Origin of the sequence: Pseudomonas sp. LAIL14HWK12:I1, assembly GCF_003202095.1 — a bacterium.
GTDB lineage: Bacteria > Pseudomonadota > Gammaproteobacteria > Pseudomonadales > Pseudomonadaceae > Aquipseudomonas > Aquipseudomonas monteilii.
In genome coordinates this window covers 54,913-79,809 of record NZ_QJKG01000006.1, presented here as the reverse complement: position 1 = coordinate 79,809, position 24,897 = coordinate 54,913, and the positions used below count along the sequence as shown (strand labels likewise).

General features: G+C 54.3%; 23 protein-coding genes and 1 pseudogene. 12 read left to right on the top strand and 12 right to left on the bottom strand.

Translation table 11 applies throughout. From position 1 onward, the window contains the following. The first annotated feature begins 92 nt into the window (after positions 1-92). Positions 93-1,034 (top strand): aromatic alcohol reductase, encoded by a 942-nt coding sequence (locus D906_RS16380; protein WP_027615606.1) that lies wholly within the window; start codon positions 93-95, stop codon positions 1,032-1,034. A gap of 91 nt (positions 1,035-1,125) precedes the next feature. Here the strand turns inward: D906_RS16380 and D906_RS16375 are convergent, their stop codons facing one another. From D906_RS16375 to D906_RS16360, 4 genes are all read right to left on the bottom strand, one after another. Further along, positions 1,126-1,887, bottom strand: a complete 762-nt coding sequence (locus D906_RS16375) for an IclR family transcriptional regulator (RefSeq protein WP_027615607.1) — start codon at positions 1,885-1,887, stop codon at positions 1,126-1,128. A 206-nt stretch (positions 1,888-2,093) separates the two neighbouring features. Further along, the gene (locus D906_RS16370) at positions 2,094-3,509 is read right to left on the bottom strand and encodes an efflux transporter outer membrane subunit (protein WP_027615608.1); all 1,416 of its coding nucleotides are present in this window, start codon (positions 3,507-3,509) and stop codon (positions 2,094-2,096) included. Further along, entirely contained in the window at positions 3,499-6,645 is a 3,147-nt protein-coding gene (locus D906_RS16365) for an efflux RND transporter permease subunit (protein ID WP_027615609.1), read from the bottom strand. The genes D906_RS16370 and D906_RS16365 overlap by 11 nt, the downstream gene beginning before the upstream one ends. Positions 6,646-6,658: 13 nt before the next feature. After that, positions 6,659-7,786, bottom strand: coding sequence for an efflux RND transporter periplasmic adaptor subunit (locus D906_RS16360; protein ID WP_027615610.1), 1,128 nt, complete (start codon positions 7,784-7,786; stop codon positions 6,659-6,661). Between the two features lie 177 nt (positions 7,787-7,963). Here D906_RS16360 and D906_RS16355 point away from each other — a divergent pair, with 177 nt between their 5' ends. From D906_RS16355 to D906_RS16345, 3 genes are read left to right on the top strand one after another with little or no spacing between them, the layout of a single operon-like run. Further along, positions 7,964-8,749: an IclR family transcriptional regulator gene (locus D906_RS16355; protein WP_050591046.1), complete on the top strand. Its 786-nt coding sequence runs from the start codon at positions 7,964-7,966 to the stop codon at positions 8,747-8,749. Next, entirely contained in the window at positions 8,742-9,365 is a 624-nt protein-coding gene (locus tag D906_RS16350; protein ID WP_158285999.1) for a TetR/AcrR family transcriptional regulator, read from the top strand. The genes D906_RS16355 and D906_RS16350 overlap by 8 nt, the downstream gene beginning before the upstream one ends. Then, positions 9,362-9,697, top strand: coding sequence for a LysR family transcriptional regulator (locus D906_RS16345; RefSeq protein WP_084297385.1), 336 nt, complete (start codon positions 9,362-9,364; stop codon positions 9,695-9,697). Before D906_RS16350 ends, D906_RS16345 begins: the two co-directional genes overlap by 4 nt. Before the next feature lie 222 nt (positions 9,698-9,919). On the opposite strand, the gene D906_RS16340 is transcribed toward D906_RS16345, so the two are convergent. Continuing rightward, positions 9,920-10,825 (bottom strand): LysR family transcriptional regulator, encoded by a 906-nt coding sequence (locus D906_RS16340; RefSeq protein WP_027615613.1) that lies wholly within the window; start codon positions 10,823-10,825, stop codon positions 9,920-9,922. A gap of 139 nt (positions 10,826-10,964) precedes the next feature. On the opposite strand from D906_RS16340, the gene D906_RS16335 reads away from it, so the two are divergent. The 3 genes from D906_RS16335 to D906_RS16325 are packed head-to-tail and all read left to right on the top strand — an operon-like array spanning position 10,965 to position 13,746. Next, positions 10,965-12,362 (top strand): amidohydrolase family protein, encoded by a 1,398-nt coding sequence (locus tag D906_RS16335; RefSeq protein ID WP_027615614.1) that lies wholly within the window; start codon positions 10,965-10,967, stop codon positions 12,360-12,362. Positions 12,363-12,373: 11 nt separating this feature from the next. After that, positions 12,374-12,847 carry a DMT family transporter gene (locus D906_RS16330; protein ID WP_027615615.1) on the top strand — a complete coding sequence of 158 codons (474 nt, stop codon included), beginning with the start codon at positions 12,374-12,376 and terminating at the stop codon, positions 12,845-12,847. Between the two features lie 38 nt (positions 12,848-12,885). Beyond that, the gene (locus tag D906_RS16325) at positions 12,886-13,746 is read left to right on the top strand and encodes an SMP-30/gluconolactonase/LRE family protein (protein WP_081741875.1); all 861 of its coding nucleotides are present in this window, start codon (positions 12,886-12,888) and stop codon (positions 13,744-13,746) included. A gap of 28 nt (positions 13,747-13,774) precedes the next feature. Here the strand turns inward: D906_RS16325 and D906_RS27055 are convergent, their stop codons facing one another. Together D906_RS27055 and D906_RS16315 are read right to left on the bottom strand one after the other, a co-directional pair. Continuing rightward, the gene (locus D906_RS27055) at positions 13,775-14,077 is read right to left on the bottom strand and encodes a RidA family protein (protein ID WP_084297387.1); all 303 of its coding nucleotides are present in this window, start codon (positions 14,075-14,077) and stop codon (positions 13,775-13,777) included. A 126-nt stretch (positions 14,078-14,203) separates the two neighbouring features. Further along, positions 14,204-14,998, bottom strand: a complete 795-nt coding sequence (locus tag D906_RS16315; RefSeq protein ID WP_027615618.1) for a helix-turn-helix domain-containing protein — start codon at positions 14,996-14,998, stop codon at positions 14,204-14,206. Between the two features lie 31 nt (positions 14,999-15,029). Between D906_RS16315 and D906_RS16310 the strand changes: the two genes are divergently transcribed. Together D906_RS16310 and D906_RS16305 are read left to right on the top strand one after the other, a co-directional pair. After that, positions 15,030-16,370 (top strand): MFS transporter, encoded by a 1,341-nt coding sequence (locus tag D906_RS16310; RefSeq protein ID WP_256204594.1) that lies wholly within the window; start codon positions 15,030-15,032, stop codon positions 16,368-16,370. 5 nt (positions 16,371-16,375) lie between these two features. Beyond that, positions 16,376-16,957: an NAD(P)H-dependent oxidoreductase gene (locus tag D906_RS16305; protein ID WP_027615619.1), complete on the top strand. Its 582-nt coding sequence runs from the start codon at positions 16,376-16,378 to the stop codon at positions 16,955-16,957. 179 nt (positions 16,958-17,136) lie between these two features. Here D906_RS16305 and D906_RS16300 read toward each other — a convergent pair whose 3' ends face one another. After that, positions 17,137-18,048, bottom strand: a complete 912-nt coding sequence (locus tag D906_RS16300; RefSeq protein WP_027615620.1) for a LysR family transcriptional regulator — start codon at positions 18,046-18,048, stop codon at positions 17,137-17,139. A 163-nt stretch (positions 18,049-18,211) separates the two neighbouring features. Between D906_RS16300 and D906_RS16295 the strand changes: the two genes are divergently transcribed. Then, positions 18,212-19,567 carry an MFS transporter gene (locus tag D906_RS16295; RefSeq protein WP_027615621.1) on the top strand — a complete coding sequence of 452 codons (1,356 nt, stop codon included), beginning with the start codon at positions 18,212-18,214 and terminating at the stop codon, positions 19,565-19,567. 15 nt (positions 19,568-19,582) lie between these two features. Continuing rightward, positions 19,583-20,038, top strand: coding sequence for a type II 3-dehydroquinate dehydratase (locus D906_RS16290; RefSeq protein WP_027615622.1), 456 nt, complete (start codon positions 19,583-19,585; stop codon positions 20,036-20,038). 263 nt (positions 20,039-20,301) lie between these two features. On the opposite strand, the pseudogene D906_RS16285 reads toward D906_RS16290, so the two are convergent. Further along, positions 20,302-20,592: pseudogene (locus tag D906_RS16285) on the bottom strand (ABC transporter permease); the annotation flags it as partial. Between the two features lie 612 nt (positions 20,593-21,204). Further along, the gene (locus D906_RS26635) at positions 21,205-21,372 is read right to left on the bottom strand and encodes a hypothetical protein (RefSeq protein WP_177325375.1); all 168 of its coding nucleotides are present in this window, start codon (positions 21,370-21,372) and stop codon (positions 21,205-21,207) included. 372 nt (positions 21,373-21,744) lie between these two features. Between D906_RS26635 and D906_RS16280 the strand changes: the two genes are divergently transcribed. Continuing rightward, complete coding sequence (locus D906_RS16280; protein WP_027615624.1) at positions 21,745-22,011, top strand: antitoxin Xre/MbcA/ParS toxin-binding domain-containing protein; 267 nt, start codon at positions 21,745-21,747, stop codon at positions 22,009-22,011. 1,015 nt (positions 22,012-23,026) lie between these two features. Here D906_RS16280 and D906_RS26470 read toward each other — a convergent pair. Together D906_RS26470 and D906_RS16265 are read right to left on the bottom strand one after the other, a co-directional pair. Next, positions 23,027-24,034 (bottom strand): TniQ family protein, encoded by a 1,008-nt coding sequence (locus D906_RS26470; RefSeq protein ID WP_143503499.1) that lies wholly within the window; start codon positions 24,032-24,034, stop codon positions 23,027-23,029. Further along, on the bottom strand, positions 24,034-24,897 hold the full coding sequence (locus D906_RS16265; RefSeq protein ID WP_027615627.1) for a TniB family NTP-binding protein: 864 nt from the start codon (positions 24,895-24,897) through the stop codon (positions 24,034-24,036). The genes D906_RS26470 and D906_RS16265 overlap by 1 nt, the downstream gene beginning before the upstream one ends.

The following is a 24,897-nucleotide window of genomic DNA, read 5'->3' as shown; positions in this document are numbered from 1 at the left end:
TTAGCTCCCGGTATCACCGATGTACCTTCTTCCATAACCGTGCCGGTCATGCAATCCTTAACCCATCATACTCAAACGAACAGAGGATTTATATGACTTCAACAACCCAAGCCGAACAACAATCGATTCTAGTACTAGGCGCTGGCGAATTAGGCTCCGCCGTTCTGCGCCACTTAGCACGCGTAGCAGACCGCGTACCCGGCTCCAGCATAAGTGTTTTACTACGTGAGTCGACCATCAACTCACAAGACCCGACAAAACGCAAAGAAATCGACGAACTGCGCGGCCTTGGCATTCAAATGGTCGCTGCAGATTTGATCACCGACTCCATCGAGGAACTGGCGGTGGTGTTCTCGCGTTACGACACCGTCATCGGCTGCGCCGGTATGGTGGCAGGTCGAGAAACCCCGATGAAACTTGCCAAGGCAGCACTCAAGTCGGGCGTCAAACGCTACTTCCCCTGGCAGTTTGGTGTCGACTTTGAAGTAATTGGACGTGGCAGCCCACAAGATTTGTTCGATGCTCAGTTGGATGTCCGGGAACTCCTGCGTGCCCAGGATAAAACCGAGTGGGTAATCATTTCAACCGGCATGTTCACTAGCTTCTTGTTCGAGCCCGTATTCGAAGTTGTTGATTTCGAGCATGACACACTCAATGCACTGGGGAGTCTCGACAACAGCGTGACACTTACGACGCCGGACGATATTGGTGCAATGACCGCCGAGATCGTGTTTTTCGAGCCACGCTTCCGTAACGAAATTGTGTACCTCTCCGGCGACACCGTCACTTATGGTCAAGTCGCAGATATTCTTGAGGAGGTTTTGGGCCGCCCGTTCAAGCGCAATGAGTGGACTGTACCGTACCTGTTGTCCGAGCTGAAAAAAGATCCGACCCACCATATAAAAAAATATCGGGCAGTGTTTGCGCAAGGCCGCGGCGTGGCATGGCCGAAAGCCGGAACCTTTAATGATAAACACGGCTTTGCCGTGACCACCGCCCGTGATTGGGCGAAGGAAAACCTGCAAGGTAAATAGTAACGTACCGCTAAAACGGTTGCGTTATCCGCAAGAAAAGGTCGACATAGCTCGACCTTTTTCATACCCAGAAGAGGACATGGGCAATCAATTATACTGAACACCCTGTCCCGATATTTTTCTCGACCTCCAGTTTGATGCCTTGCAAGACATCCATGTATTCCTTCCGACGACGCCCCATTCGAGTTGAAGGTGCTAAAATCGCGACTGCGTAATTGCCAAGATAGGTATAAACTGGCAAGGCCAGGGCGGACACGCCCTCAACGTATTCCTCATCATCAGTGGCAAACGATTTCATACGAACTTCTTCGACTTCTTTCAACAGAGAAGATCGATCAAGCGTCATTGGGGCACAGCGCTCCAGCTGCTCCGGTAGCAGCGTAGATAACATTTCTTCCGACTGTTGCGCGAGGAAGATTTTTCCTACAGCAGTAGCATGGAGAGGTACGTGCATACCCACAGGGAATACAATACGTAGCTCTCTCTGGGCAACGGCACAGTAGGAGATAAACACTTTATCGCCAGCCAACGCAGCAAGAATGACTGTTTCTTGCATTCGTTCCGATGCAGCCTGCAGTACCGGACCAACAACGGAAATGATGTCTGACTGAGTGCGATTCAGCAGTTGACCAAGCGCCGATCCAAGTCTGAACCCCCCACCTGGGCCAAGCGGCTCTACAAGTCGCTCGTCCACCAAGGCGTTGATGATTCTTTGCACCGTAGAGCGAGCCAGGCCGACCGCCCTTGCGATACCGGCCAGGCTCAGTCCCTTGGGGTGATCTCCCAACGTGCGCATGATGGCGGCAGCCCTTGCGATCACCTGTATGCCACCTGATTTTTCTTGATCAATCATCGCTATTCCCGTCTACCGTGGAGCAAAACTCAGTCAGCGGGGCAGGTTAGCACCAGTTTGGCAATCCTCATACCAGGCGGAGGCGATGCACCGGTGATGAGCCGGTACTGGGCAAATAGCGCGCAGCGAAACATCCGAACAGCCTTCACCGGCCCCCTTCGGGGTGACGGCGAACCTCTGATTCGCCGCCTTTGCTACCCGTTATATCAATGCGCGGTGACAACCTCCAAAGCGTTCCATCCTCCCCCAAGGGCTTTGAACAGCTGAATTTGTGCTTTCAGCTGTTCAAGCTGATCAGTCAACAGCTTCTGCCGGGCGGATAATTGCTGACGTTGCGCATCCAGCAGCGTCAAATAGTTATCGACTCCCTCGTCATAGCGTTGCTGTGCCATCTGCGTGTATTCATCTGTGGACCTGACCAGGTCGCGCTGACTTTGAACTTGCTCCTGCCAGGTTCCCGTTCCAGCAAGCCCGTCCGAGACCTCCCTGAAGGCAACCTGAATGGTCTGCTCATAGTTGGCGACATTTATATCTTTCTGAATTTTCGCGTAATCCAAACTGGCCTTGAGGCGGCCACCGGTAAAGATAGGCAAATTAATCTGCGGTATAAAACTCCAGCTTTCAGAGCCACTGTCGAACAGACCGCTTAATTGATTGCTTGCAGTGCCGGCATTCGCCGTCAAGGTCACCCGCGGCAAGAAAGCGGCTCTTGCAGCGCCAATATCGGCGTTGGCGGCCTGTAGCGCATGCTCCGCCGCTTGAATGTCCGGCCGTTGCAGCAGCAGATCTGACGGAAGACCTACCGGTAGCGCAGCCAGCATGTCGCTATCGAGCCCACTCGAGTTCAAACCAGTAGGTATCTCAGCACCCAGCAATAAACGCAGGGCGTTCATATCCTGGGCCACCTGACGCCTGTAAGCCTGCACCTGCCCTCGGGCACTGTCGACCAAGGTTCTTGCTTGACGCACATCCAAATCTGACGCAGTGCCAACAGCGCTACTTTGTTCGATCAAGTCCAGGTTATGCCGGTAGTTTGCCAAGGTGTCCTTTGTGACAGCGAGCAACTGGTTATCGGTTTGCCAGGTAAGGTAGGCCGTTGAAACATCAGCGACTAAACCAATCAGTACGCTGCGTTCAGCTTCTTCAGTCGCCAAATACCTTTCGGCAGCACTGGCTGAGAGGCTGCGAACCCTACCCCACACATCGAGCTCATAACTGGTGAGACCTATTGCAACGCTATTGTTACCCGTCGTCTCGTGGCGCTGAGTAGGCGACAGGTCGGCAGGAACTCGCGACCGCCCTGCCCCCCCATCCAGCCCGACTTCGGGGGCCAGTTCAGCACGCTGTATCTGATATTGAGCCCGATACGCCGCAACATTCAAAGCGGCTTTGCGCAAGTCACGGTTACTTTCCAGAGCAATGTCAATGAGCTGATGAAGCGACTGATCCTTGAAGAACTGCTTCCAGCCCACGAGCGCAGCTGCCCTCATGGAAGAGGCTTGATAAGCGTCTCCCTGGGGCCATACCGCAGGCACCGGCGGTTCTGGCTTTACATAGTCTGGTATGAAGCTGCACCCTCCCAACGCTGCAACTATCGCAAACCCTAATATTTCAAGCCTCATCGCCAACTCCTTGCAACCGTTCAGCTTTCTTAGAGCGGCTATAAGTAAAGATTTTCATGACGACCACATAGAACAATGGAACGAAGAAAATCGCCAAGAATGTAGCAGCCAAGGTACCGCCGACAACGCCGGTACCAATGGAGTGCTGGCTTCCGCTTCCCGGGCCGTGCGCTCGTGCCAGCGGCAGGGTGCCCATGACGAATGCAATCGACGTCATGATGATCGGACGCAACCGCAAGCGGGCGGCTTCCACAGCCGCCTGGGTCAGGCTGCGTCCTTGGTTTTCATACAACTCCTTGGCGAACTCGACGATTAGGATGGCATTTTTAGCCGCCAGCCCCATGGTGGTGAGCATGCCAACCTGGAAGAAAACGTCATTGGAAAGGCCCCGTCCAAGCGTCGCTGCAACCGCGCCGAGAACACCGAGCGGTACCACCAGCAAAACAGAAACAGGCACCGACCAACTTTCGTACATCGCGGCAAGACACAGGAACACCATGATCAAAGAAAGCGCATACAACATCGGTGCTTGAGAGCCCGCCGCCCGCTCTTCGTAGGACAATCCCGTCCAGGAGATGCCGATACCAGCAGGTAACTGTGAAGCAATGCGTTCCACTGCGGCCATAGCATCACCCGAGCTGAAGCCAGGCGCCGGTTCACCGAGAATCTCTACAGCAGAGATGCCACCATAGCGCTCCATTTTCGGTGAACCATAAACCCACGTCCCAGTCGCGAAGGCGGAGAATGGCACCATCTGCCCTACCGCGTTGCGCACATACCATTTATCGAAGTCTTCAGGTGAGATCCGTCCATCCTGCTCACCCTGAACATAGACTTTCTTGACCCGTCCCTTGTCAATGAAGTCATTGACATAGGCAGAGCCCCACGCAACGGACATGGTGTCGTTGATGGACTCGATCGATACCTGCAATGCACGAGCCTTTTCATCGTCGATGGTCACCTGATACTGCGCCTCATCGTTCAGCCCGTTAGGTCGTACCAACTGCAAGGAAGGTTCTTGGGCTGCCAAACTAAGGAACTGATCCCGTGCCGCCATCAACGCTTCATGACCCAGGGCGCTGTTGTCTTGAAGGAACAAGTCAAATCCCACGCCATTACCCATTTCCATGATCGCTGGAGGCACGATCGGAATTACCGTCGCATCCTTGACACTCGGTATGAACTGGCCAATTCGCTCAGCAAGGGCGAAGACGCTTTGAGCTTGGGTTTTTCTGTCGTCGAACGTTCGAAGTCCGAGGAACAAGATGCCCGAACTCTGACCGCGGCCTGCGAAATTGAACCCATTCACGGCAAATGCCGAATCAACGGTTTCCTGCTCGTGTTCGAGTACGTAATCACGAACCTGATCCAACGCTTGTTGCGTTCGTTCAGCACTGCTATTCGGCGGGGTCTGAATCTGCACCATCATGGTGCCCTGGTCTTCTCCCGGCAGGAAGGCTGTTGGCAATTGCCGGAAAAGCAAAGCGACGCCGGCGATCAACAGCAGATAAACCACAAGAGACCGCTTCGGATTACGCAACAGACGCTTGACACCGCCCTCGTATCGATCTGTGTTGGTTTCAAACACCCTGTTGAACCACCCAAAGAAGCCTTTCTGGCCACCAGGCTTAGGTGAGTGTGGTTTGAGCAGGGTGGCGCACAACGCGGGCGTGAAGATCAGCGCGATCAACACCGACAGCCCCATCGCGGAAATGATCGTGATAGCAAACTGACGATAGATAATCCCTGCCGATCCGCCGAAGAAAGCCATTGGCAAGAACACAGCACTGATGACCAGCCCAATACCAACCAGAGCGCCGGAGATCTGCTCCATCGATTTGTACGTGGCCTCTTTAGGCGACAAGCGCTCTTCGGTCATGAGGCGTTCGACGTTCTCAACCACCACGATGGCATCGTCGACCAACAAGCCTATCGCGAGCACCATGGCAAACATGGTCATCACGTTGATGGTGAAGCCACAGGCATACAAGATGCCAAACGTGCCTAGCAGCACCACGGGAACCGCCAAAGTCGGTATCAGGGTCGCGCGCAAGTTTTGCAAGAACAGCAGCATCACCACAAACACGAGAATGATGGCTTCGAACAACGTATGCACGACCGCCTCTATCGAGGCGCTAACCACCGGACTTGTCTCGTACGGATACTGGATTTCGACGCCTTCTGGCAGATAAGGCCTGATGCGCTCTGCTGCCTCTTTTACGGCTGCAACGCTGTCGAGCAGGTTGGCCCCTGTAGCCAGACGCAACGCAATGCCCGCCGAAGGCTTACCGTTGTATTCAGCGCTGATGGAATAGTTCTCACTGCCCAACGCCACGTCCGCAACATCTTTGAGTCGCACCTGAGAGCCGTCAGGCTGGACCTTGACCAAGATCTCCTTGAACTCGTCGACCGTGCGCATGCGCGTCTTGCCAATCACCGTGGCATTGAGCTGGACGCCTTTTCGGGTCGGTAGACCACCAATCGATCCGGTGGAGACCTGAACGTTCTGCGCCGAGATGGCCGATACCACATCCGAGGGTTCGAGCTGGTACCCATTCAACTTGGCAGGATCAACCCAAATTCGCATGGCGTTCTGAGCGCCTAGTACGAGATAGTCGCCGACACCTTTGGTACGCGAGATGGGATCCTGAAGTTGAGAAACGATCAGGTTGCCCAGGTCAAAGTTGGAAAGGCGTCCATCGGTTGAAACCAACGCCAGTACGAGCATGAAGTTGATCTGAAACTTCACGACGCGAATACCTTGACGCTGTACCTCTTCTGGCAACTGGGGAGTTGCAAGCTGGAGCTTGTTCTGCACCTGAACCTGCGCGATATCAGGGTTGGTTCCCTGATCGAAGGTCACTGTAATTTGCAAGCTACCATCGGAGTTTGACGCCGAGCTGATATAACGCAGGCCGTCAAGGCCGCTGAGTTGTTGCTCGATCACCTGAACTACGGTGTCCTGCACGGTCTGCGCCGAGGCACCGGGATAGGTCACACTGATCTGGATCGCCGGGGCTGCAATATTGGGATACTGGTTGACTGGCAAGCTCTTGATGGCAAGCGCTCCGGCCAGCATGATCACAAGCGCGATCACCCAGGCAAAAATAGGACGGTCAATAAAAAAACGAGACATTAGACAGAGATCCTTACCTTGACACAGCCAATGCGCCAAGATTCACGTTGCGCGCAGGTGTTGCCTTCACAACACTTTCCGCGTTCACACGCTGCAGCCCTTCGGTGATGATTTTCTCACCAGGCTCAAGCCCCCCATCGATCAGCCAGCCGTTGCCCACGGTCCGGACTGTGGAGAGATCGCGATGCTCCAAGCGACCATCCGGCTTCACCACCCAAACAGTGGCCACACCACGACTATCACGGGTTACCGCTTGCTGCGGAACGATCATCGCACGTTCTTTTACGCCCTCTTTCAATTGGGCATGCACAAACATGCCGGGGAGCAAAGCGCGATCAGGATTCGGGAATACCGCCCTTAACGTGACAGATCCGGTTCCTTGATCGACGCTCACCTCTGAAAATTTCAAAGTCCCGGCCAATGGATAGACGCTGCCATCGTCAAGCGTGAGGTTTACTTGTGCTTGATCTTCACCTGCACTGACCAGGTCACCCGATTTCAAGGCGCGCTTGAGCGCGAGAATCCGAGTGATTGGCTGCGTAACATCCACATAGATCGGGTCAAGCTGATTGACCGTGGCCATGGGCGCGGTTTGCCCTTCAGTCATCAGTGCACCTTCAGTCACGGCCGAGCGGCCAATTCGGCCTGAGATCGGTGACAAGACTTTTGTGTACTGCACGTTGATGTCTGCAACGCGCTTGTCCGCTTCTGCTTGCTTCCATGCCGAAACGGCGTCATCTCGCTGCTGTCGACTGATGGCCTTGGTTTGCAAAAGCCGCTCATAGCGCTCTGCCAGGTTCTTCGCGCTGTGCAGGTTCGCTTCTGCTCGCGCCTGCTGGGCAAGGTAGGTGCGCGCATCGATCTGATAAAGCTGCTGCCCCTTCTTGACCTCAGACCCTTCAACAAACAGGCGCTGCTGGAGAACGCCGTTTACTTGCGGACGCACTTCCGCTACGCGAAATGCCGTTGTACGACCGGGTAGATCGGTGGTGAGTGTGAGCGGAGCAGCCTGCACGGTATAGACGCCTACCTCGACAGGCTGTGCAGCAGTGTGCGGGGCCTCTGCATTGCATGCGGATAACAGAAGCATGCCTGACAGCGGAAAAAGCAAGGGAATCCAAAGGTTTGTGGGCCTTCGCATGGTGTTCTCCTGAAAAAAAAAAAGGCAATTGCATGTACCGCGATGCGGATCAGTGTACCATGATGGTGTCACTCATCCGCAATGGCCTTTTCTCCAAAAGGGGATATCAAGATCGATGGGGTGGGTAGATATGAGCCTGCAAGGCCAGGCGATTCGTGCAGAAGAAGGGGAAATCTGGTGGAAGAATTCGAAAGACACCCAGGCATCCAGGTAATTGCGAGAGCCGCAGCGATCATGCGCGCCTTGGGGTATCACCCCCGGGGGTTGAGCCTGGCCGGAATCGCAAAGCAAGTCAGCCTGCCAAGATCAACAGTTCAGCGAATTGTGAATGCCCTACAAGAAGAGCAGCTTGTTGAACAAGCAAGGGGAGGCGCGGGCTTCCGCCTGGGTTCAGCGCTGGGAGAACTTATGACGCTGACGCAATTTGACATCGTCTCTAAAGCAGCACCCGTTATCGAAGAGATGTCAGAAAAGATCGGCGAGTCAGTTGCTTTATCATCGCTGATGGGCGAGAAAATTCTGACCATCTATTGCGCAGTCGCAAAAAAAGAGCTGCGAATCGTCTTTCCGTTAGGCGTCTACGGCTGCATATATTCAACCTCAGTCGGGAGGCTTTTCCTTTCAAAACACCCGGCTGACACCCTTGAGAAACTGATCCCGCAAACCCTGCCTAGCCACACGCCACTTACGCTAGGCCGCCAGGAGTTGATCAGAAACTTAGAGGAAATACGGGAGCTTGGCTACGCAACCGAGTCTGAGCAGTACATCGAAGGCGTTTATTCGGCGTCAATTGACATTAGCGCCCAGCATGGGAGCTACGCTATTACGGTGATCGCTCCTGTTAGCAGAGCGGCAAGGCGCGAAAACCAATTGATTGATGCGTTGAAGACCGCTAAAAACAAGATTGAAAGAGGCGGGTGCTGCCATGCGCCGACCTCAGGCGGGGAGCCAGCGGATGGCTAGGAAAACTCGCGACGAGGCTGAACTGACCCGTCAAAGAATTCTGAAGGCCGGGCTGTCTGTGATTGTACGAGATGGTTATGAAGCGGCGACATTGGAAGCTATCGCGCGAGAGGCATGCGTATCACGGGGCGCTGTTTATTGGCATCACAATGGTAAGGCGATGCTCGTTGAACAGATCCTGAACGAATACAGTACGCCATTGGAAGCCTACCTCGAAGCACCGGAAACATTATCCAGCGGACTTTCCCATCTCAAACGCGCATTGATGGAAACGGCCAACCGCCAAGAATTCATGTTAGTCACCAAAGCGCTACTGATGTGCAAATGGGAACCGCGCATTGATCAGCGTAACAAGCAAATCCAGGATCGCCTCAACAGCAAGCTGTGTCACATGCTGGAGGATGCCCAAAATAAAGGCGAACTGGACAATAGCTTGAACACAGAACAGGCAGCAAAGTGGTTGCAGTGTGCCTTGTTAGGATTATTTTCGTACGGCCTGGAGCAACATTCATTTACCGAACTGCTGGATTCAACGCTGACGCTATTCCTGTTGTGGATTCGAGGGGCAACCACCCTAGGCAATCCTGACCCCTCTGCACTTCGGAGCAATCCATGAACAGACAGGAGCTTAGAAAGGTCGACCTGAACATAATGGTCATATTCGAACGTGTAATGCAGGAACTGAATGTGACAAGAGCTGCAAAGTCGCTTGGTATAAGCCAACCCACCGTGACCGCTGCTCTTAACAAACTTCGGCGAATTTTAGAAGATCCACTTTTCATATTGAATGGTCAAGGCATCGAGCCCACAGCCAGAGCCTACCAGGTCTATCAAGAGATCACGCCGGCACTTGACGAACTCACACGCGCATTATCTTCACAGCTGCGCCCCCAATCTCATCCTTTTAAACCCATCAACCTGACCGAAACATCTTCCTTGGATCGTTAATAGGGCTTATCACGTTCGTTGATTTTACTCTTTCGTTACTCGCCCTTATCATTACTGTCGATGGGCAGGGGCTCCCCTCCCGCCCCTACCCATCTGCCCTTTGAGTTGCCGCCTTCCCCGGGCGGCTTTTTTTTCGCCAACCTTTAATCAGCAGTCATGATGCATGGGCCGTTCAAATCACCCATGGCACTGTATACACCAGAGCAAAAAAACTTCTACAGACTAAGTTTTCGGATTGTGCTTACAAACAATCTCAGCCATCCAATCTGCAAATGCTCGTACAGCGGGCGAAAGAAAGCGCTGATGAGGATAGAGCAACGTCACCGGAACGGACGCAGGGCGCCAGTCCTTCAGAACCTCGATCAGTCTCCCCTCCCGCAGATGGTCCGAGATGACATTCTCCGCCAACTGGACCAATCCGAATCCTTCCAGACACAGCTTGATGTACAGACCTGTTTCGTTGACAGCCGCTCCTCCCTGCACCGGGACAGTAATTCGTTCACCCTCCTTGCAGAAAGTCATCTCGGCTGCGCGCCTGGCGTTGCCTGAAAAATAATGAATGGCCTTGTGATGAGCTACATCGTACGGCGTCTGAGGAATGCCATTCTCCTGGAGATAGGTTGCTGAGGCACAAGTCACCCAGCGAAACCGGCCGAGCGGGCGCGCAACTAGCGTCGAGTCAAGGAGCTCACCAGTGCGAATGACACAATCAACACCCTCCTGGATAAGGTCCACCTGGCGATCGTTGACGCCGATCATGAGATAAATGTCCGGGTAGCGCTGGTAAAAATCTTTCAGATTCGGCATCACAATAAAATGCGCAATGCCCCCGGGCATATCCACTCTCAACCGCCCCCGAGGCTGTTTTCCCGAATCGAGAAGGTTGGATTCGGTGTGTTCGATCAGCTGGAGGATCTCCCTGCATTGAGCCAAATAGGTTGCACCCTCTGATGTCAGGCTGACACGCCGCGTTGTCCTGTTCAGCAGCCGCACCTGCAGGTGCTTTTCGAGGCTTTTAACACTGCTTGTGACCGTTGAAGCCGGCAAGGAAAGCGTTTGTGCCGCGTGGACAAAGCTCCCCGCCTCCGCCACACGAACAAAAACCTGCATAGCCTGGAGACGATCCATGATTTTTCCCTACTGAATTGCGATTAGCGAATCGCTCATTATTCGCGATTTCTGAATGATTAAAACAATCAATCTGTCTTTTTCGGGATTATCGCTTTGCGTACATTTTCCTCAACGACATTCATCGAGGTGTACAGAAATGACAGCATACGATCGCGGCATCGTGCAGACAGCAGCGAAGCATCCCGCCAGGACTCTTATTCGAGGGGCGACCGTGCTTAGCATGGACGATGGCATAGGCAACCTGGTGCGCGGCGACATTCTCATCGAAGGCAACAGTATCAAGGCGGTTGGCGAACATATCGAGCCCGGCGACGCCACGGTGGTAGAAGCATCCGGCATGATCGCCATGCCTGGCATGGTCGATACTCATCGCCATTCATGGGAAGGCCAACTACGCCGAATCAATCCTAATGCCGAAACGCTAGAGGACTACTGCAACGCAACGCACTTCTCGTTTGCGAAATACTATCGTCCCGCAGACATGTATATCGGTAACCTGCTGACTGCCTTGGGGTGCATCGACGCGGGCATCACTACTGTGGTCGACAATTCGCACAACAGCCGAACGGGTGCCCACTCCGATGCAGCAGTCGAGGCGCTGATTGATGCAGGTATTCGATCGGTACACGCTTCCGGCGCGCCTGTTTCCGGGGAATGGGACAAAGCCCACTGGCCCGGGAATCTGGAGCGCCTCAAGGAAAAATACTTCAAAGATGGCGAGAATGACTTGATTTCTCTCGCCGCCATGGCCCAGCTGGAACCTGAACTTTGGGCTGAAGCGCGACGGCTTGGCCTGCCCATCATCACCGAATTCTTCGGTGGCGACATGGCGGCAGAACTGGAAGCACTGCATGGCAAAGGGCTGCTGGGCCCCGACAATATTTTCAACCACTGCACGGCACTCCCGGATGCAGGATGGAAAATCCTTCGCGAAGCAGGTGTACGCGTTAACGTGTGTCCGCGCTCAGACGCCCACTACGGCATCGAGGACGGCATGTTCGCCATGCAAGCTGCCCACCGTCACGGCATCAGCCCCGGGCTGAGCGTAGATAACGAAACGTCCTACAGCGGCGATATGTTCATGGAAATGCGAGTGGCATTCTACCTCCAGCGCGTCATGGGCATGCATCAGCAGCGCTGCTGCGGTTCAGAACATCATCCTGTGACACTGCCCGCCAACAGCCTACTGAAGGCTGCGACGGTCGACGGCGCTCACTGTGCCGGCCTGCAGGACAAAATCGGTAGCCTTACGCCGGGTAAACAGGCCGATCTGATCCTCATCAATGCGCAGGACATCAACCTTTATCCTTCCAACAATGCATTCGGAACCGTGGTTCATGCCGCCGAGCGCAGCAATGTCGATACCGTCATGATTGCGGGGCGCATCGTCAAGCGCCATGGCAAGGTATTGGGCGTTGACAGCGAGCGGCTTCGCGCCGCGATTGATGAGTCTCGTGAACACCTGTTCAAGGCAGCCGGTTACCAACCCGATATGTTCGCGGAAACTTTCGCTCCGCTTGAATCGGCCCAATAAGGAGGCGAGTCATGAGCGCGTTCTACTACCTGCTGGCCATCTGCGCGGGGCTAGGCATAACCCTGCAGACCACCCTGAATGGCCAGCTAGCGAAAGGTGTAGGTGGCGACTCTGTCGCCGCGGCTCTCTTTTCGTTTACTGCAGGGGCGGTGTGCCTGGGCGTCTACTCACTCATGCGCGGCGGCACAGTGGCCTCCTTGGTAGCTATACCCTCGCAGCCTTGGTGGAGCCTTCTAGGCGGTTTGCTGGGTGCTAGTGCGCTGCTCAGTTACGTGGTGCTTGCACCCAAAATTGGCCTATCGGCCTTGCTTGGGCTAGCAATCGCGGGGCAAATTACCTCGTCACTTGCCATCGATCATTTCGGATTGTTGGGTTCTGTTGAAAGGCCGGTATCTCTCATCAAGCTGGGCGGGTCGCTGGTGATGGTGGCGGGCCTGGGTATTGCTCTGTTTGGTGACAGACTGGTCGCTGTTTTCTCCAGTTGAAGGCTAGATATCGCCATCTCTATCCACAGGACGCAAGCATGTTCGAGACTATAGCTAACACCACCAGCCTTCTGGGGGAATGCCCTCTCTGGTGCGACATAACCCATCGTCTGTTTTGGACAGACATCCCTAACTGCGAACTGCTTGCGCTTGCCCCCTCAAGTGGCCAAGTTCAACGCTGGGCGCTGCCTGAGCCACTGGGATCATTCGCGCTGACCGCCGATAGCGATGTACTGCTGCTGGGGCTTGCGTCCTGCCTGGGCTATTTCAATCTCGTCACTGGTAGTTTCAGTAAAATCGCTGATACGCCTGGCGTGTCCGGAACGCGCATCAATGATGGTCGCTGCGATCGTGAGGGCAATTTTGTGTTCAGCACGATGGATACGGGCGAACCGGTGCAACCTGTAGGCCAGTTTCATCGACTCAACGCGTCATCGCTGGAAACGGAAACCTTGAACCTGCCTTCCGTGAAAATTCCAAACAGCATTTGTTTTAGCCCTGATGGCGCGACCCTTTACTACGCAGACTCTCTGCAGGGACGCATCTTCTGCTGTGATTATCCTTCGTTAAACAATAGCCGCGAATTTACGACAATCGTCGGCCCGGGCGCGCCGGACGGCTCGACTATCGATAACGAGGGCTTTCTCTGGAACGCAGAATGGGGTGGTAGTCGAGTGGTTCGCTACGCACCGGACGGCACACCAGATAGGGTCATTGAAACCCCTGGTACCCAGACGACCTGTCCCGTTTTCGCCGGGCTGGATCATGCATTGCTGTACTGCACAACTGCTAGGATTGGGCTCGCCGCACCAACAGAAAGTGACGGAGCGCTCATTAGAGGTGTGCTGACGACCACGTCCGGGCTCCCTGAAACACGCTTTGCCGGATCACTTGGTTGAATGCCTCGAGTGCCAAGCACCCGTTTGGCTATATCAAGGTAAGATTTCGCGGGTTGGCCAAGAACCATGCAATGAGACAGGGTTTCCAGTAGCCACTGCTTGTGGAACTGTCTTTAAAATATTCATTCCACACGACATTGAATTCGCCGAATTTCGTAAAGTCACTACAGTACACACGAACCAGCATTAGTTGGTTGAAGCCCACATCAAGCTCCGTACAAGCGCGCTTGAGATTCTCAAAGATGGTTCGCGCCTCAACCTCGAGCCCACCAGCGACAAGGCCTCCATGCTCACGGTGAAGGCCGACTGTTCTAAGGTGGGTTTGCACCATAGACCAGATGAGGTGGGTGACCGGAAGAAATCGACCCGAAGCTGCCTGCCGCAACCGGCGGAAATCGGCCAGAAGCAGACAGTGACCGCTCGATAGCCTCACCGCTATGTGCCAACAAGCAGCGCACTAGCGCAGAGCGGAAAAGTACTGTGTAGGCGGTTTTCCCAAGGCTTTCTTGAACATCGTGATGAAGGCATTGACAGAGTCATAGCCCAGTATGCCCGCTACACGTTGCACGGAGACGCCTTCTGCCAAATGGCTCAGTGCAATCATCAAATGCAGCTGCTGGCGCCAGCGTCCGAAGCTCAGCCCGGTCGTGCGCTCCACTAGTCTGGCCAGTGATCGTTCGCTGATTGCAAGCCGAGTCGCCCACTCGCGCAACGTGGTTCGGTCGTCGGGGTATGCAAAAAGCGTATCCGCGATTTGTTTGATCTTGGGGTGGTCTGATATCGGCAGATGCAGCTCTTTTAGCGGAGCATCGGAAAGCTGCTCAAGCAGCACTGCAACCAGCCGCGCTGTCTTGCTCTCAGAACGGTAAGCAGTTTCTTGTTCAGCGAGATGCAGAATCATTTCCCGAACCAGAGGTGTGATGGCAACCGTGCAGCATTCTTCGGGCATGGCCGCCGCTCCCGGCTCGACGAACAGAAAGCAGGTACGGGCGTTTTCTGTCATGCGGCAACTGTGCGGCATGCCGCCAGGAATCCACACTGCGTGCTGAGGAGGCACAAGCCACAGTGCGTTGCGCACCTCACAGCTCACCGCACCGTGCAACGACAGGATCAGTTGGCCTTTACGATGATCATGGGATCGGGCACCTGAATCATTGAGGTCAGGCGCTACCTTCAGGGCAATAGCCGCCTGAGCGAAGAGATCTGAATCGAATTCTTCCGGCGAAGAAATGACTTTTCTTGAGGTTGGCATAATTTAGGTATCAACTGTCTTGATATCTATATTGGATAATTCTGAGGCTCTCTACAATGGTCTTCTTTTCAGAGGACAGCTAAAGAATATGTCAGATACAAAAAACAAGTGGCATGCCATCGCACTCGTCGTAACCATTCTGCTTGTTGCCGCGAACCTACGCGTTCCCTTTACCAGCATCGCGCCCGTTTTGCCGCTCATCCAGAATGATTTTGGCTTGAGCGCCTCAGCGCTAGGCCTGCTTACTTCACTGCCACTCCTAGCTTTTGCCGCCTTCTCCCCGCTCAGCGCCTCGCTCGCCCGCAGGTTCGGCATCGAGCGTACGCTTTTCGGAGCACTGTTGATCATTTCGTTGGGCATCCTGCTCCGCTCGGCTGGTAGCGCATGCGCGTTGTACGCCGGTACGGTACTGATAGGCACCGGCATCGCCTTGGGCAACGTGCTGCTGCCCGGGCTGATCAAACGCGATTTCTCGACGAAAATGGCCTCCATGACCGGCGCTTATTCCATTACGATGGGTGCAGCAGGCGCAGTCGGCTCAGCCGTGATAATTCCGCTGACCCAATCATGGGGATGGCCGATTGCCCTGAGTTTGTTGGTCGCCACCCCGCTGTTGGCGCTGGTGGTGTGGCTGCCGCAGTTGAAAAAACACGAACACGTAAATCTGTCCGGTCCTAAACAAGCCTCAACCGTGGCCGTCTGGCGTTCGTCGCTGGCATGGCAGGTCACACTGTTCATGGGGCTGAACGCGATGCCTTTTTATGTCGCCGTCGGCTGGCTGCCGACCATCCTGATGGACCATGGCATATCCCCCGAGCAGGCAGGCGCGGTACACGGCACGCTGCAACTGGCCACGGCCATCCCCGGCTTGATTCTGGCGGCCACGCTTCGCCGTCTCAAAGATCAGAGACTGGCAGCCGCAACCGTCAGCCTGTTAACCGCCTCATCCCTGATCGGGCTCATGTACGCGCCAGGCTACGCCCTGTTGTGGGCCGCCCTCCTGGGCTTCGGCTCTGGTGCCAGCATGATGCTCGGCCTGACTTTCATCGGCTTGCGCACTAAAAACGCCGGCGACACAGCGGCACTGTCAGGAATGGCGCAGTGCGTGGGCTACCTGATGGCAGCCGCAGGTCCCTTGCTACTGGGCCAGCTGCACGACTGGAGCGGTGGCTGGACAGCACCGCTGTTGATCACTGCCGCAATCGCTGTTGCCGGCGCATTCACCGGCATGCTGGCCGGCCGCAATGTTCAACTCGATCACAGCCATTGCAAAAGCGCGACCATGCCACACAACGAGCCAGCAAACATGGCAGATACGCATCGATCACGACCGAGCAATCCTATCAAGAACGTCACTGTAATCACTGAGTAAGACCCATGAGCAACGTACTGATCATCAATGGCGCCAAGCCATTTCTCTTCGCCAAGGGCGAGCTTAACAACATGTTCGCCACCCTGGCCGCCGAGCACCTGACGGCGCTCGGACACAGCGTCTCGACCACAGTAGTCGACGCCCCTTACTCGATTGACGAGGAAGTTCAGAAAATCGCCAACAGCGACGTCATCATCTACCAGATGCCCGGTTGGTGGATGGGCGAGCCCTGGATCGTCAAACGATACATCGATGAAGTCTTCAGCGCCGGCCATGGCGTACTGTATGCCAGTGATGGCCGTTCACGTACCGACGCATCGAAAAAGTACGGAAGTGGTGGCCTGTTGCAGGGCAAGAAATACATGCTCTCGCTGACCTGGAACGCGCCCCTGGAAGCCTTCGACGACCCCGAGCAGTTCTTCCACGGCGTAGGGGTCGATGGCGTTTACCTGCACTTCCACAAGGTCAATCAGTTCCTCGGGTTGGAAGCACTGCCCACCTTCATCGCTAACGATGTCGAGAAAAACCCGCAGATTGAACAGGACATCGCCAACTATCGCCGGCACCTCGATCAATGCTTCCTTTGATCAGTAGACGTTGTTCTTAACTCACCAGCGAAGTCTTCGCCCGCACTCGTTCAGCCCGGCAGCCACTGACCTCGGGCTGAATCGCCGTTGCGGACGTGCCCGTCTATCCAGTCAGCCAATGCGCTCACGGCCGGCGAAAAAAGCGCTGATGCGGGACACGATCGCAACTTTCGAGTGAATTACCTGTTTGCTTCGCTTCGCAGATTGGTCCCCCAACCGTGCGCTTCGCCGATGAAATGCAGGACCGCTCTTGAACGCTCATCAATGCGTGATACAAGCGAAAGCTCGCTGACCATTTCCGGTTGAGCCAGGGGCACGATCCGTAACCCAGGCATGGTTAACCGAGTGATCGTTTCCGGCACGATGCTCAGGCCGATGCCCGCGGCTACCAGGCCAGGAATGCTCATCAACGACGGTACATACATGATGTTCTGCGGATGCAGCTGGTTTTTCCGACATGCCTGGAGCGTGTGTGAAGTCAGGCCAATGCCGGCAACGTCCTGAAGAAAAACGAACTTCTCATGCCTCAAGGTTGCAAGCTCCCCGGTAAAGCCTTCCGCCAGTTCGTGGTTGTCGGGAATCAGCAGAACCAGTCTGGACTGACTGAAAGGGTGGGTGCGTAAGCGATCCGGCAAGTGATCCTGGAATACCCTGGCAAACGCCAGGTCCAGCTTGTGCTCGAGCAGCTTGTCGAACTGAGCGCGGATCCCCGCATCCACCAGTGACACTTTGACTTCGGGAAATGTACTGAAATAGTGCCGTAACAGTTGCGGCAAATTGGCCTCAAACAAAGCCGAGTGGTAACCGATGGCGATCTCGCCAACCTCCCCTCGCCGCGCACGCCGCGCGGCGGACGTTGCCAGTTCGCTGGATTCGATGGATTGTCGCGCATGCGGGAGAAACGCTTCTCCAGCGGCAGTCAGCACCACCCCACGACTCTCGCGCCGGAACAGCGCCAGCCCCAACTCGGCCTCCAGGGTTCGCATCAACTGACTGAGGGCCGGCTGCGCAATGCCCAACTGCTCGGCAGCTCGGCTGAAGTGCTGCAGCTCGGCAGCGACAACAAAGGCCTTCAGATGTCGTAGTTCCATAAGGTACCCATAAGTTAGCCTTATTGAATTATCGGGATTTCGATAATTATTTTGCAAGCAGGATGCGCTAACGTCTAGTCACTTCATCCCTTCCCGCCAAGCCTTTGCCCCAGCGGGATCGTGTGGGAAATCCAAAACCATAAAAACAATGATGAGCATCTTTATGAGCACGACCACTAACGAGACTCATGATCAGCGCATGCCTCGCAGGGCAGTGACCGCCGCGACCATTGGTACCGCCTTGGAATGGTTTGACTTCACCTTGTACGGCGCGGTTTCGGCGACCATCCTGCCTAAACTGTTCTTCCCGGCCATGGAGCCGACAGCGGGCCTGCTGGCTTCGCTGGCAACGTTCGGTGTGGGACTGGCGGCGAGGCCATTGGGCGCCATCACCTGTGGTTACCTTGGCGACAAAGTAGGCCGACGTAACCTGATGTTGGCCACAGTCAGCATGATGGGGCTGGCTTCGGTATTGATGGGCCTGTTGCCCACTTACGGCCAGATCGGCATCTGGGCCCCTGTCCTTCTGGTACTGCTACGGATCATTCAAGGATTTGCACTGGGGGGAGAATCCACCGGCGCGCAGCTGATGGCACTGGAACACGCTACCCCCGACCGCCGCGGACGCTATTCAGGGTTGCTAGGCTTATGTTCACCGCTCAGCCAGATACTGGCCAACGGCGTACTCATGGGGCTGGCTGCAACACTTTCAAGTGAACAGTTCGAGGGTTTCGGCTGGCGCATTCCTTTCGTATTGAGTTTTGTCCTGGTGGTTGTCGCTATCTTCATCCGGCTCAAGGTGGATGAAACCCCTGCTTTCATAGCCTTGAAGAAAACGCCGGTCAAGCGGGAGAAAAGCCCACTCAAATCGGCGCTCGGCGGCCACCACAAAACGATCCTGCGCCTGATGCTGTTCTTCTGCTCGCCCGCGGCGCTGTTCTATCTGATTGTGATTTTCTCCCTGAGCTATCTGACCAAGCACCTGGGCATGTCCCAATCGATGGGGTTCATGTCACTGATGGTGGCTAACGTCTGCGCGATTTTCGGGGCATTGGGTGGCGGTTACCTTTCGGATCGCTGGGGGCGAAAAAAGGCACTGGCGTTGGGCTCGTGCATGACGCTGCTGATCCTGTTCGTTTACTTCCCGATCCTCAACACCCAGAACGCCACCGCGATCATGGCCGTCATGGGGCTATTTCTCGGTTTCACCCAGTTCCAGAGCGGCATTCAGCCGGTGGCGTTCGCCGAGGCATTCCCGACTCAGGTGCGCTATTCCGGTTCGGCACTGGCCTACACCGGCGCCAACCTTGTGATTGGCGGCCCGATGCCAATGATCGCGGTCTGGCTGATGAGTCAGTCGGGCAACTCGCCATGGCCACTGGTAATGCTGTGTGCAGTGATCAACCTGATCTCGCTGGCAATGATCCTCTTGGGCCCGGAAACCAAAGGCATCGACCTTAACGGCGTCGCCACAGCAGATATCGACGTGCCTTCAACTTCAGCCATTCTTTCCAAATAATACAGCAGGACGAACATGAATCGCACCGTCTTCATCCTTAACGGCCCCAACCTGAACCTGCTGGGTCGCCGCGAGCCACACATTTACGGGTATACAACGCTCGATCAGATTCGTGAGAGCAGTGAACAGCTCGCCGATGAATTGGATCTAGTTTGCGACTTTCGCCAGACCAACCATGAAGGTGTGATGGTCGACTGGATACAAGAGGCATTTGAGCAAGGTGCCGCCCTGATCATCAATCCCGCCGGCCTTTCGTTCAACTCGATTCCAGTGCTTGATGCCCTGAAGTTGATTGACGCACCGCTTGTTGAATTACACCTGTCGAATATTCATGCGCGTGACGAATTGCATCGCCACTCGATCATGTCTGGCGTGGTCGACTCGGTAATATGCGGAATGGGCGCCGACGGTTACCCTCTCGCAATTAGGGCGATCAATGACCTGCTACGTCACCAGGCAGCCACCACCTGAAACGCTGCTTCCTTGGAAGCTACAAAGCCATCTACGAATAGAGCTGGCTACCGCTGGAATCCAGCGCCCCGAGTAGGCTCTAAAACGTCCGGGCTTTACGATTTGATGAGGTTGCTGTGGCTTGGAAGCGCCGGACGATGAGGTCGAGGAGTAGTTCTTCGCTAGCAATGCCCAGCGGCTGTTCAAGTTTGGCTAGACGCCGTGCCACCCTTGCCTGAGGGAACGAACCGGCCGAGGCCTGCGCCTCGGCCAGCCCAGCTCCATCAGCTTTCCTGGCTGCAATCGCGCGGGATGATGCCTTTCTCCTTGGCGTACTTGTGCGATGAGGCCTCGATGATCGGCCGCAGCAGCGCGCGGTCAGCCTGTACCCAGTCGCTGACAAGGTTCCATTTCTGCCCGTCCCACTGCTGGAAGCGTACCGCGCCGCCGCCTTCGTGGTCGGCGCAGGAAAGTTTCAGCGGCTGCACCAGCCCATTGGCGCCAAGGGCCTGCAGGCGTGCATCGTCCAGGTTCAGGTGTTCGAAGCCCCAGCGCACCTGTTCGCCAGTAAGCTGTAAAATCGCCATTCTCGATCGCGCATCCTGGTGGGGGTATCGTGGAATTTTTGAGGGTGTACTTCCGCTTCTTGAGACCAGAAATGCCGCTCTAGAGCCCTGTCCAAATGTTCTTCGGCGATCCTCCCTCCTCCCGCCCCGTCAGTGGTTTCTGCTCAGCCGTCAGATTTTTTATCATCCAGGTGACTAGAAACGACGTGAAGTAAGCTGTCACTGCTCTAGATTCAGAAAGGTGCCTTAAATCAATTTGGCACCTCCTCAGAAGCACGACTGCCAACAGTAGCTTCACAAGCTGCTAATCCTTCACAATCTGCACTTGAGCATATTGGGTCTGATAAGCACAGGTTATCGGTATCTATAACAACCTTGAGCGAGATGAAATTGACAGTGCCGGTACAGCTACCCTTCTCCCAGCCGCTGGTGCTGGTGGACGCCCCGCTACTGAGGCAATGATCGACGTCGGCACAGCAGCCACTAGTCGTCCGCTTCTGAGCGAACACTTGGGGCGGAAGCGGCTTCTCGTCGGGAGCTAGGAAACGCAAATTGACGCTGTACCATGAAAAAACGGCGCTTTCCCAACGCGGTGAAGCCTGTAGCCAGTCTTACGTTAAGTCAGTCCAAACCAGCCAAGCGGCCTACTGGCTCAAAGTCGCGGTCTTTGGCCAGTGCAAGATCGAGAAAACGGCTGGGCTTGTTAGTCCGCTTTGCTAGCGTTGCGCGTGCTTCCGCCTGGAAACGAGCGGCCATCATTGGCTTCGGTTCGTGTTTTGGTTTATCCATGGAAACCTCGCGATTTTAGTGATATGAACAGATATTATTGCTGTTGGACCAATATGTACTGACCTGCGACAGCAGCCCGTTGGCACGTTTGCCACCCGCGGCACGCTGGCCCTAACCCGCACCTGACTGTATAGCCAACCCGGTGTCCACACCGCGGGAGTGCTAGACGTCAATCAGGCGGAGCTTTCAGGGGCAGTCCAGAGGCATGACCGACAGGTTTTAACCGATACGCCTCGCAACTCGAAAAACTCAGGCGTTTTCACATAGCCGTCCGCAGTCGCTGCCCTTACCTGCAAGATCAGTGACGTGCCCCCCCGCCTGACGTCATACTGTTACTAGAGTCTCTCGACTGTCGCCTTCGGAACACTTGCCATGAACAGTATCACGATCCACGGACTTAGCGATCAGCCCTCAACGAGCTGCTGGACCTCTGCTCATGGGGCTTTTTTAACAAGGCACGGGCAAATTTTTCGAAAAGCTATCGAAGTGCTCGGCAACGGAGATCTGGCGCAGCGCTGGATGATCAAGCCTGCGCTTGGTCTTGGCAACCACACCCCATGCACCCTGCTTTGGCATCATGAAAGCTATGCGCAGGTATGGGACTTCCTCTACCGCCTCGAGTACGACGTTTACACGTGAGCATCTAAATGCAGTTGAGCAGGCTAGAGGTTAGGGCGGCTCTGAGTATGCATCTGCCTGGTAGTGATATTCCTGCGGCGAAAAGCGACCTGCCGGACCGAACAGCAAGTGAGTGACACACATTTCCAAGAATGCAATCGCCTCGGCTTGAGCGTACTGCGTGTAAAAGTCGCGGCTAACACGAGGCAGCCTGCCTCGATTCTGAAGGCAAAGCTTTACCATCTGCGCCAAAAGGTAACCCCGAACGTCGTATCGGGCGTCCACCCTGCTGAGCACTGTGGCATAGCAGGAGCGGAAAACGAACCTCGTCGAATCGGAACTCAGGGGGACTATTTGATCGCTCATCGGCCACCTACTGTAAAAGCCTTGAAGCTGGCGAACATTGTCAAGATCACGAAAACACCTTAAATGCGTCACGCGAGGTAAACGTGAGTGAAGAAAAATTGTAGAAAAACTTCAGAACTGAAGATTTTCTTTGCCTACTGAAGAAAATCATCCAAGTTTGGGCAATCCTAGCAAAAAACAGGGCCTTGGCCTTACCACTCTGGCAGGCTGCAAGGGCGGCCCGACAGCGCAGTAGGCTACCTAGCACTCTGGGGACACAGGCCATGACCCATCCCATATCTGAAATAAAGATCGCTATTGAAATCCTCCTCTGCTTCACCCTGACCTGGCTTCGGGCAGCGGAAGGCCCATCCATCTCAGTACATGGTGCTGGTTGAGGAAATTTTTGGAACACTCCTCACGTCGTTCTAGAGATTCAACCCGGAGAATGAACCTAAGCAGAGCCTTATGAGCACAGCCCCAAAGCATAAAGTTTGAAGCCTCTTTCACCAATGATGAACGCCTCGCCCTGCGCGCCAAAAATTAATTTATTATAAACAACTCATGAGAAGGCGTCATAAGTAAACAAATATCTTCACTGGGCCACATTTGCCGAGCCAAGTGAAAATCGTCAGCGCACGACACACATACTTTGCGGCACGGCTATAGCTGAGCATCAATATGAAAAGCTCTACTGTATTCTAAGCTTAAAAAAATAAATGCGAAGCGCACGATTAAGAGTATCGCACGGGAGCTCCTCGCGCCCAAACAGAAGCGACTCAAGCAACTTGCAGTCCAATTTACTTGTACACCCAAATCGCATAGAGCTCACTAAATCCAAATTATAGCTCCTCCAAGCCTCAAACCTCTCATCCTTGGCTGCGACAAATGCTAGATCTCGGTCACCTACAATTCCCATTAAGTATCCAGCAAGCAAAAGACTCGCAAACCTCGCCTTCATACTCGCAAATTCTGCACCGTACTTGATGCCTGCCAGATAATTAGGCATCGCAAGGCGGATCAAAGGCCCAGGCTCGCCAAATAATTCATACGCCATGCCCTGATTGCCGTTATACACAGGCGCAAGCAGCATAACACTATATAAGTTGTCGAATATGTCAAGGGTGACTTTTCCTTGCTTCAATTTCCATCTTGCCACTCTGTTCACTACACTGACGCGGAAGCGCTGAAAGTTTTGGCACTGCCAGGCTGGATCAATCAATCTGTCCTGCAGACATTGAATAAAGGCGTCCCATCCACGACTCAGTTGAGGTTGGACCTGTAGCCTGTGCAGATCCGCTCCGTGGGTAGAACAAACGATCGAATCTCTATAGCACCAATGCTTACGCCAGCCTGGGGCTTGGCCCCTAGCAATGTCTGCACGCAAGCACTGGGCACAGAACCACCAGCGTCGAGCCCAATCCACAACACGCCCGTGGGTGTTGAAAAATAATGCAGCGGCATAATTAACATCAATTGCTAAATTTTCCATAGCCGCCTTCAAAAAATCTGTATTTGGATCAAAGTCCCAGTCACTGCTCTCGACCAGCGGGCCGCCCCAGGAAACTGGTGACGGAATCATAAATGACTGACCAGCCAAATACTGATTATTGTATCGTGACCTAAGCGTAGATCTATACAGCCAAGAAGATATCGTTTCGTCATGCAGTATATGGGGCATACCTGCAATAGTACGCATCAATAACCCCAAGGGCTGGCAGATGCTTTTGCAAGATGCTCTAGGCTAATCGCTTCGGTTCCATCTCTAAGCGCGTAGCATCCTGCAGACCTGATCAAGTTCATCACGTTATCCATTCGCCCTGAAGTGGCAGCCAAAATGGCAAAAACTTTGTCTTGGTCGTACAGTCGTGATGGCCTTTTAAGAGGAAGCAATTCCTCGACTCCCAGCAAAAACGTTCTGAAGCTTTCATCTTCTTTCCAGTCCTCTAATTTGATTACCGAAAAACGACGCTGCGTTTCGGTTATGGCGGATATAAAGCTGTTTGCTTTAGGCGTACCAAACGCGAATAGACTAATTCCATATGACTCCCCAAGAAAAGCCTTCAGCATTGAGCTATTAATTCTCTGCTCCACCTTGCCGCATAATAGCATGTCGTGAATCTCATCAATCACTAAGCCCCATATATTCCTAAGCTTTAAGATCTCTGACAGCTCTCTAGTAACTAAGTCGGCTACCGAAGACTTACGGTGGATTGGCGGACAGGGAAGCTCCAATTTATGGTAAATCTCAGTCCTAAACTCTTTTCTTTTCATTAAGTCTGGATCAGAAGCCATGCTTATCGTTAGAAGTCCTTCGCTCCTAGATACTCGATTTGGAATCTCTTTGACTATTGCACTCTTTCCAGCTCCCCCTAGGCCCGTCACCAAAAGCGCGGGCGCTGTTATTCGCTTAGGAACATTCGCCATATTGTTCATAACCTTGAATACGGTTTCACTTGGCGCTATATCTACCCAAATATCACCGAGCATCAATTTAATTCTTTTTTCAATATCCTGGCCGAGCAACGCCTGTCGGTCAGGGCGCAAATGATCATAACCCAT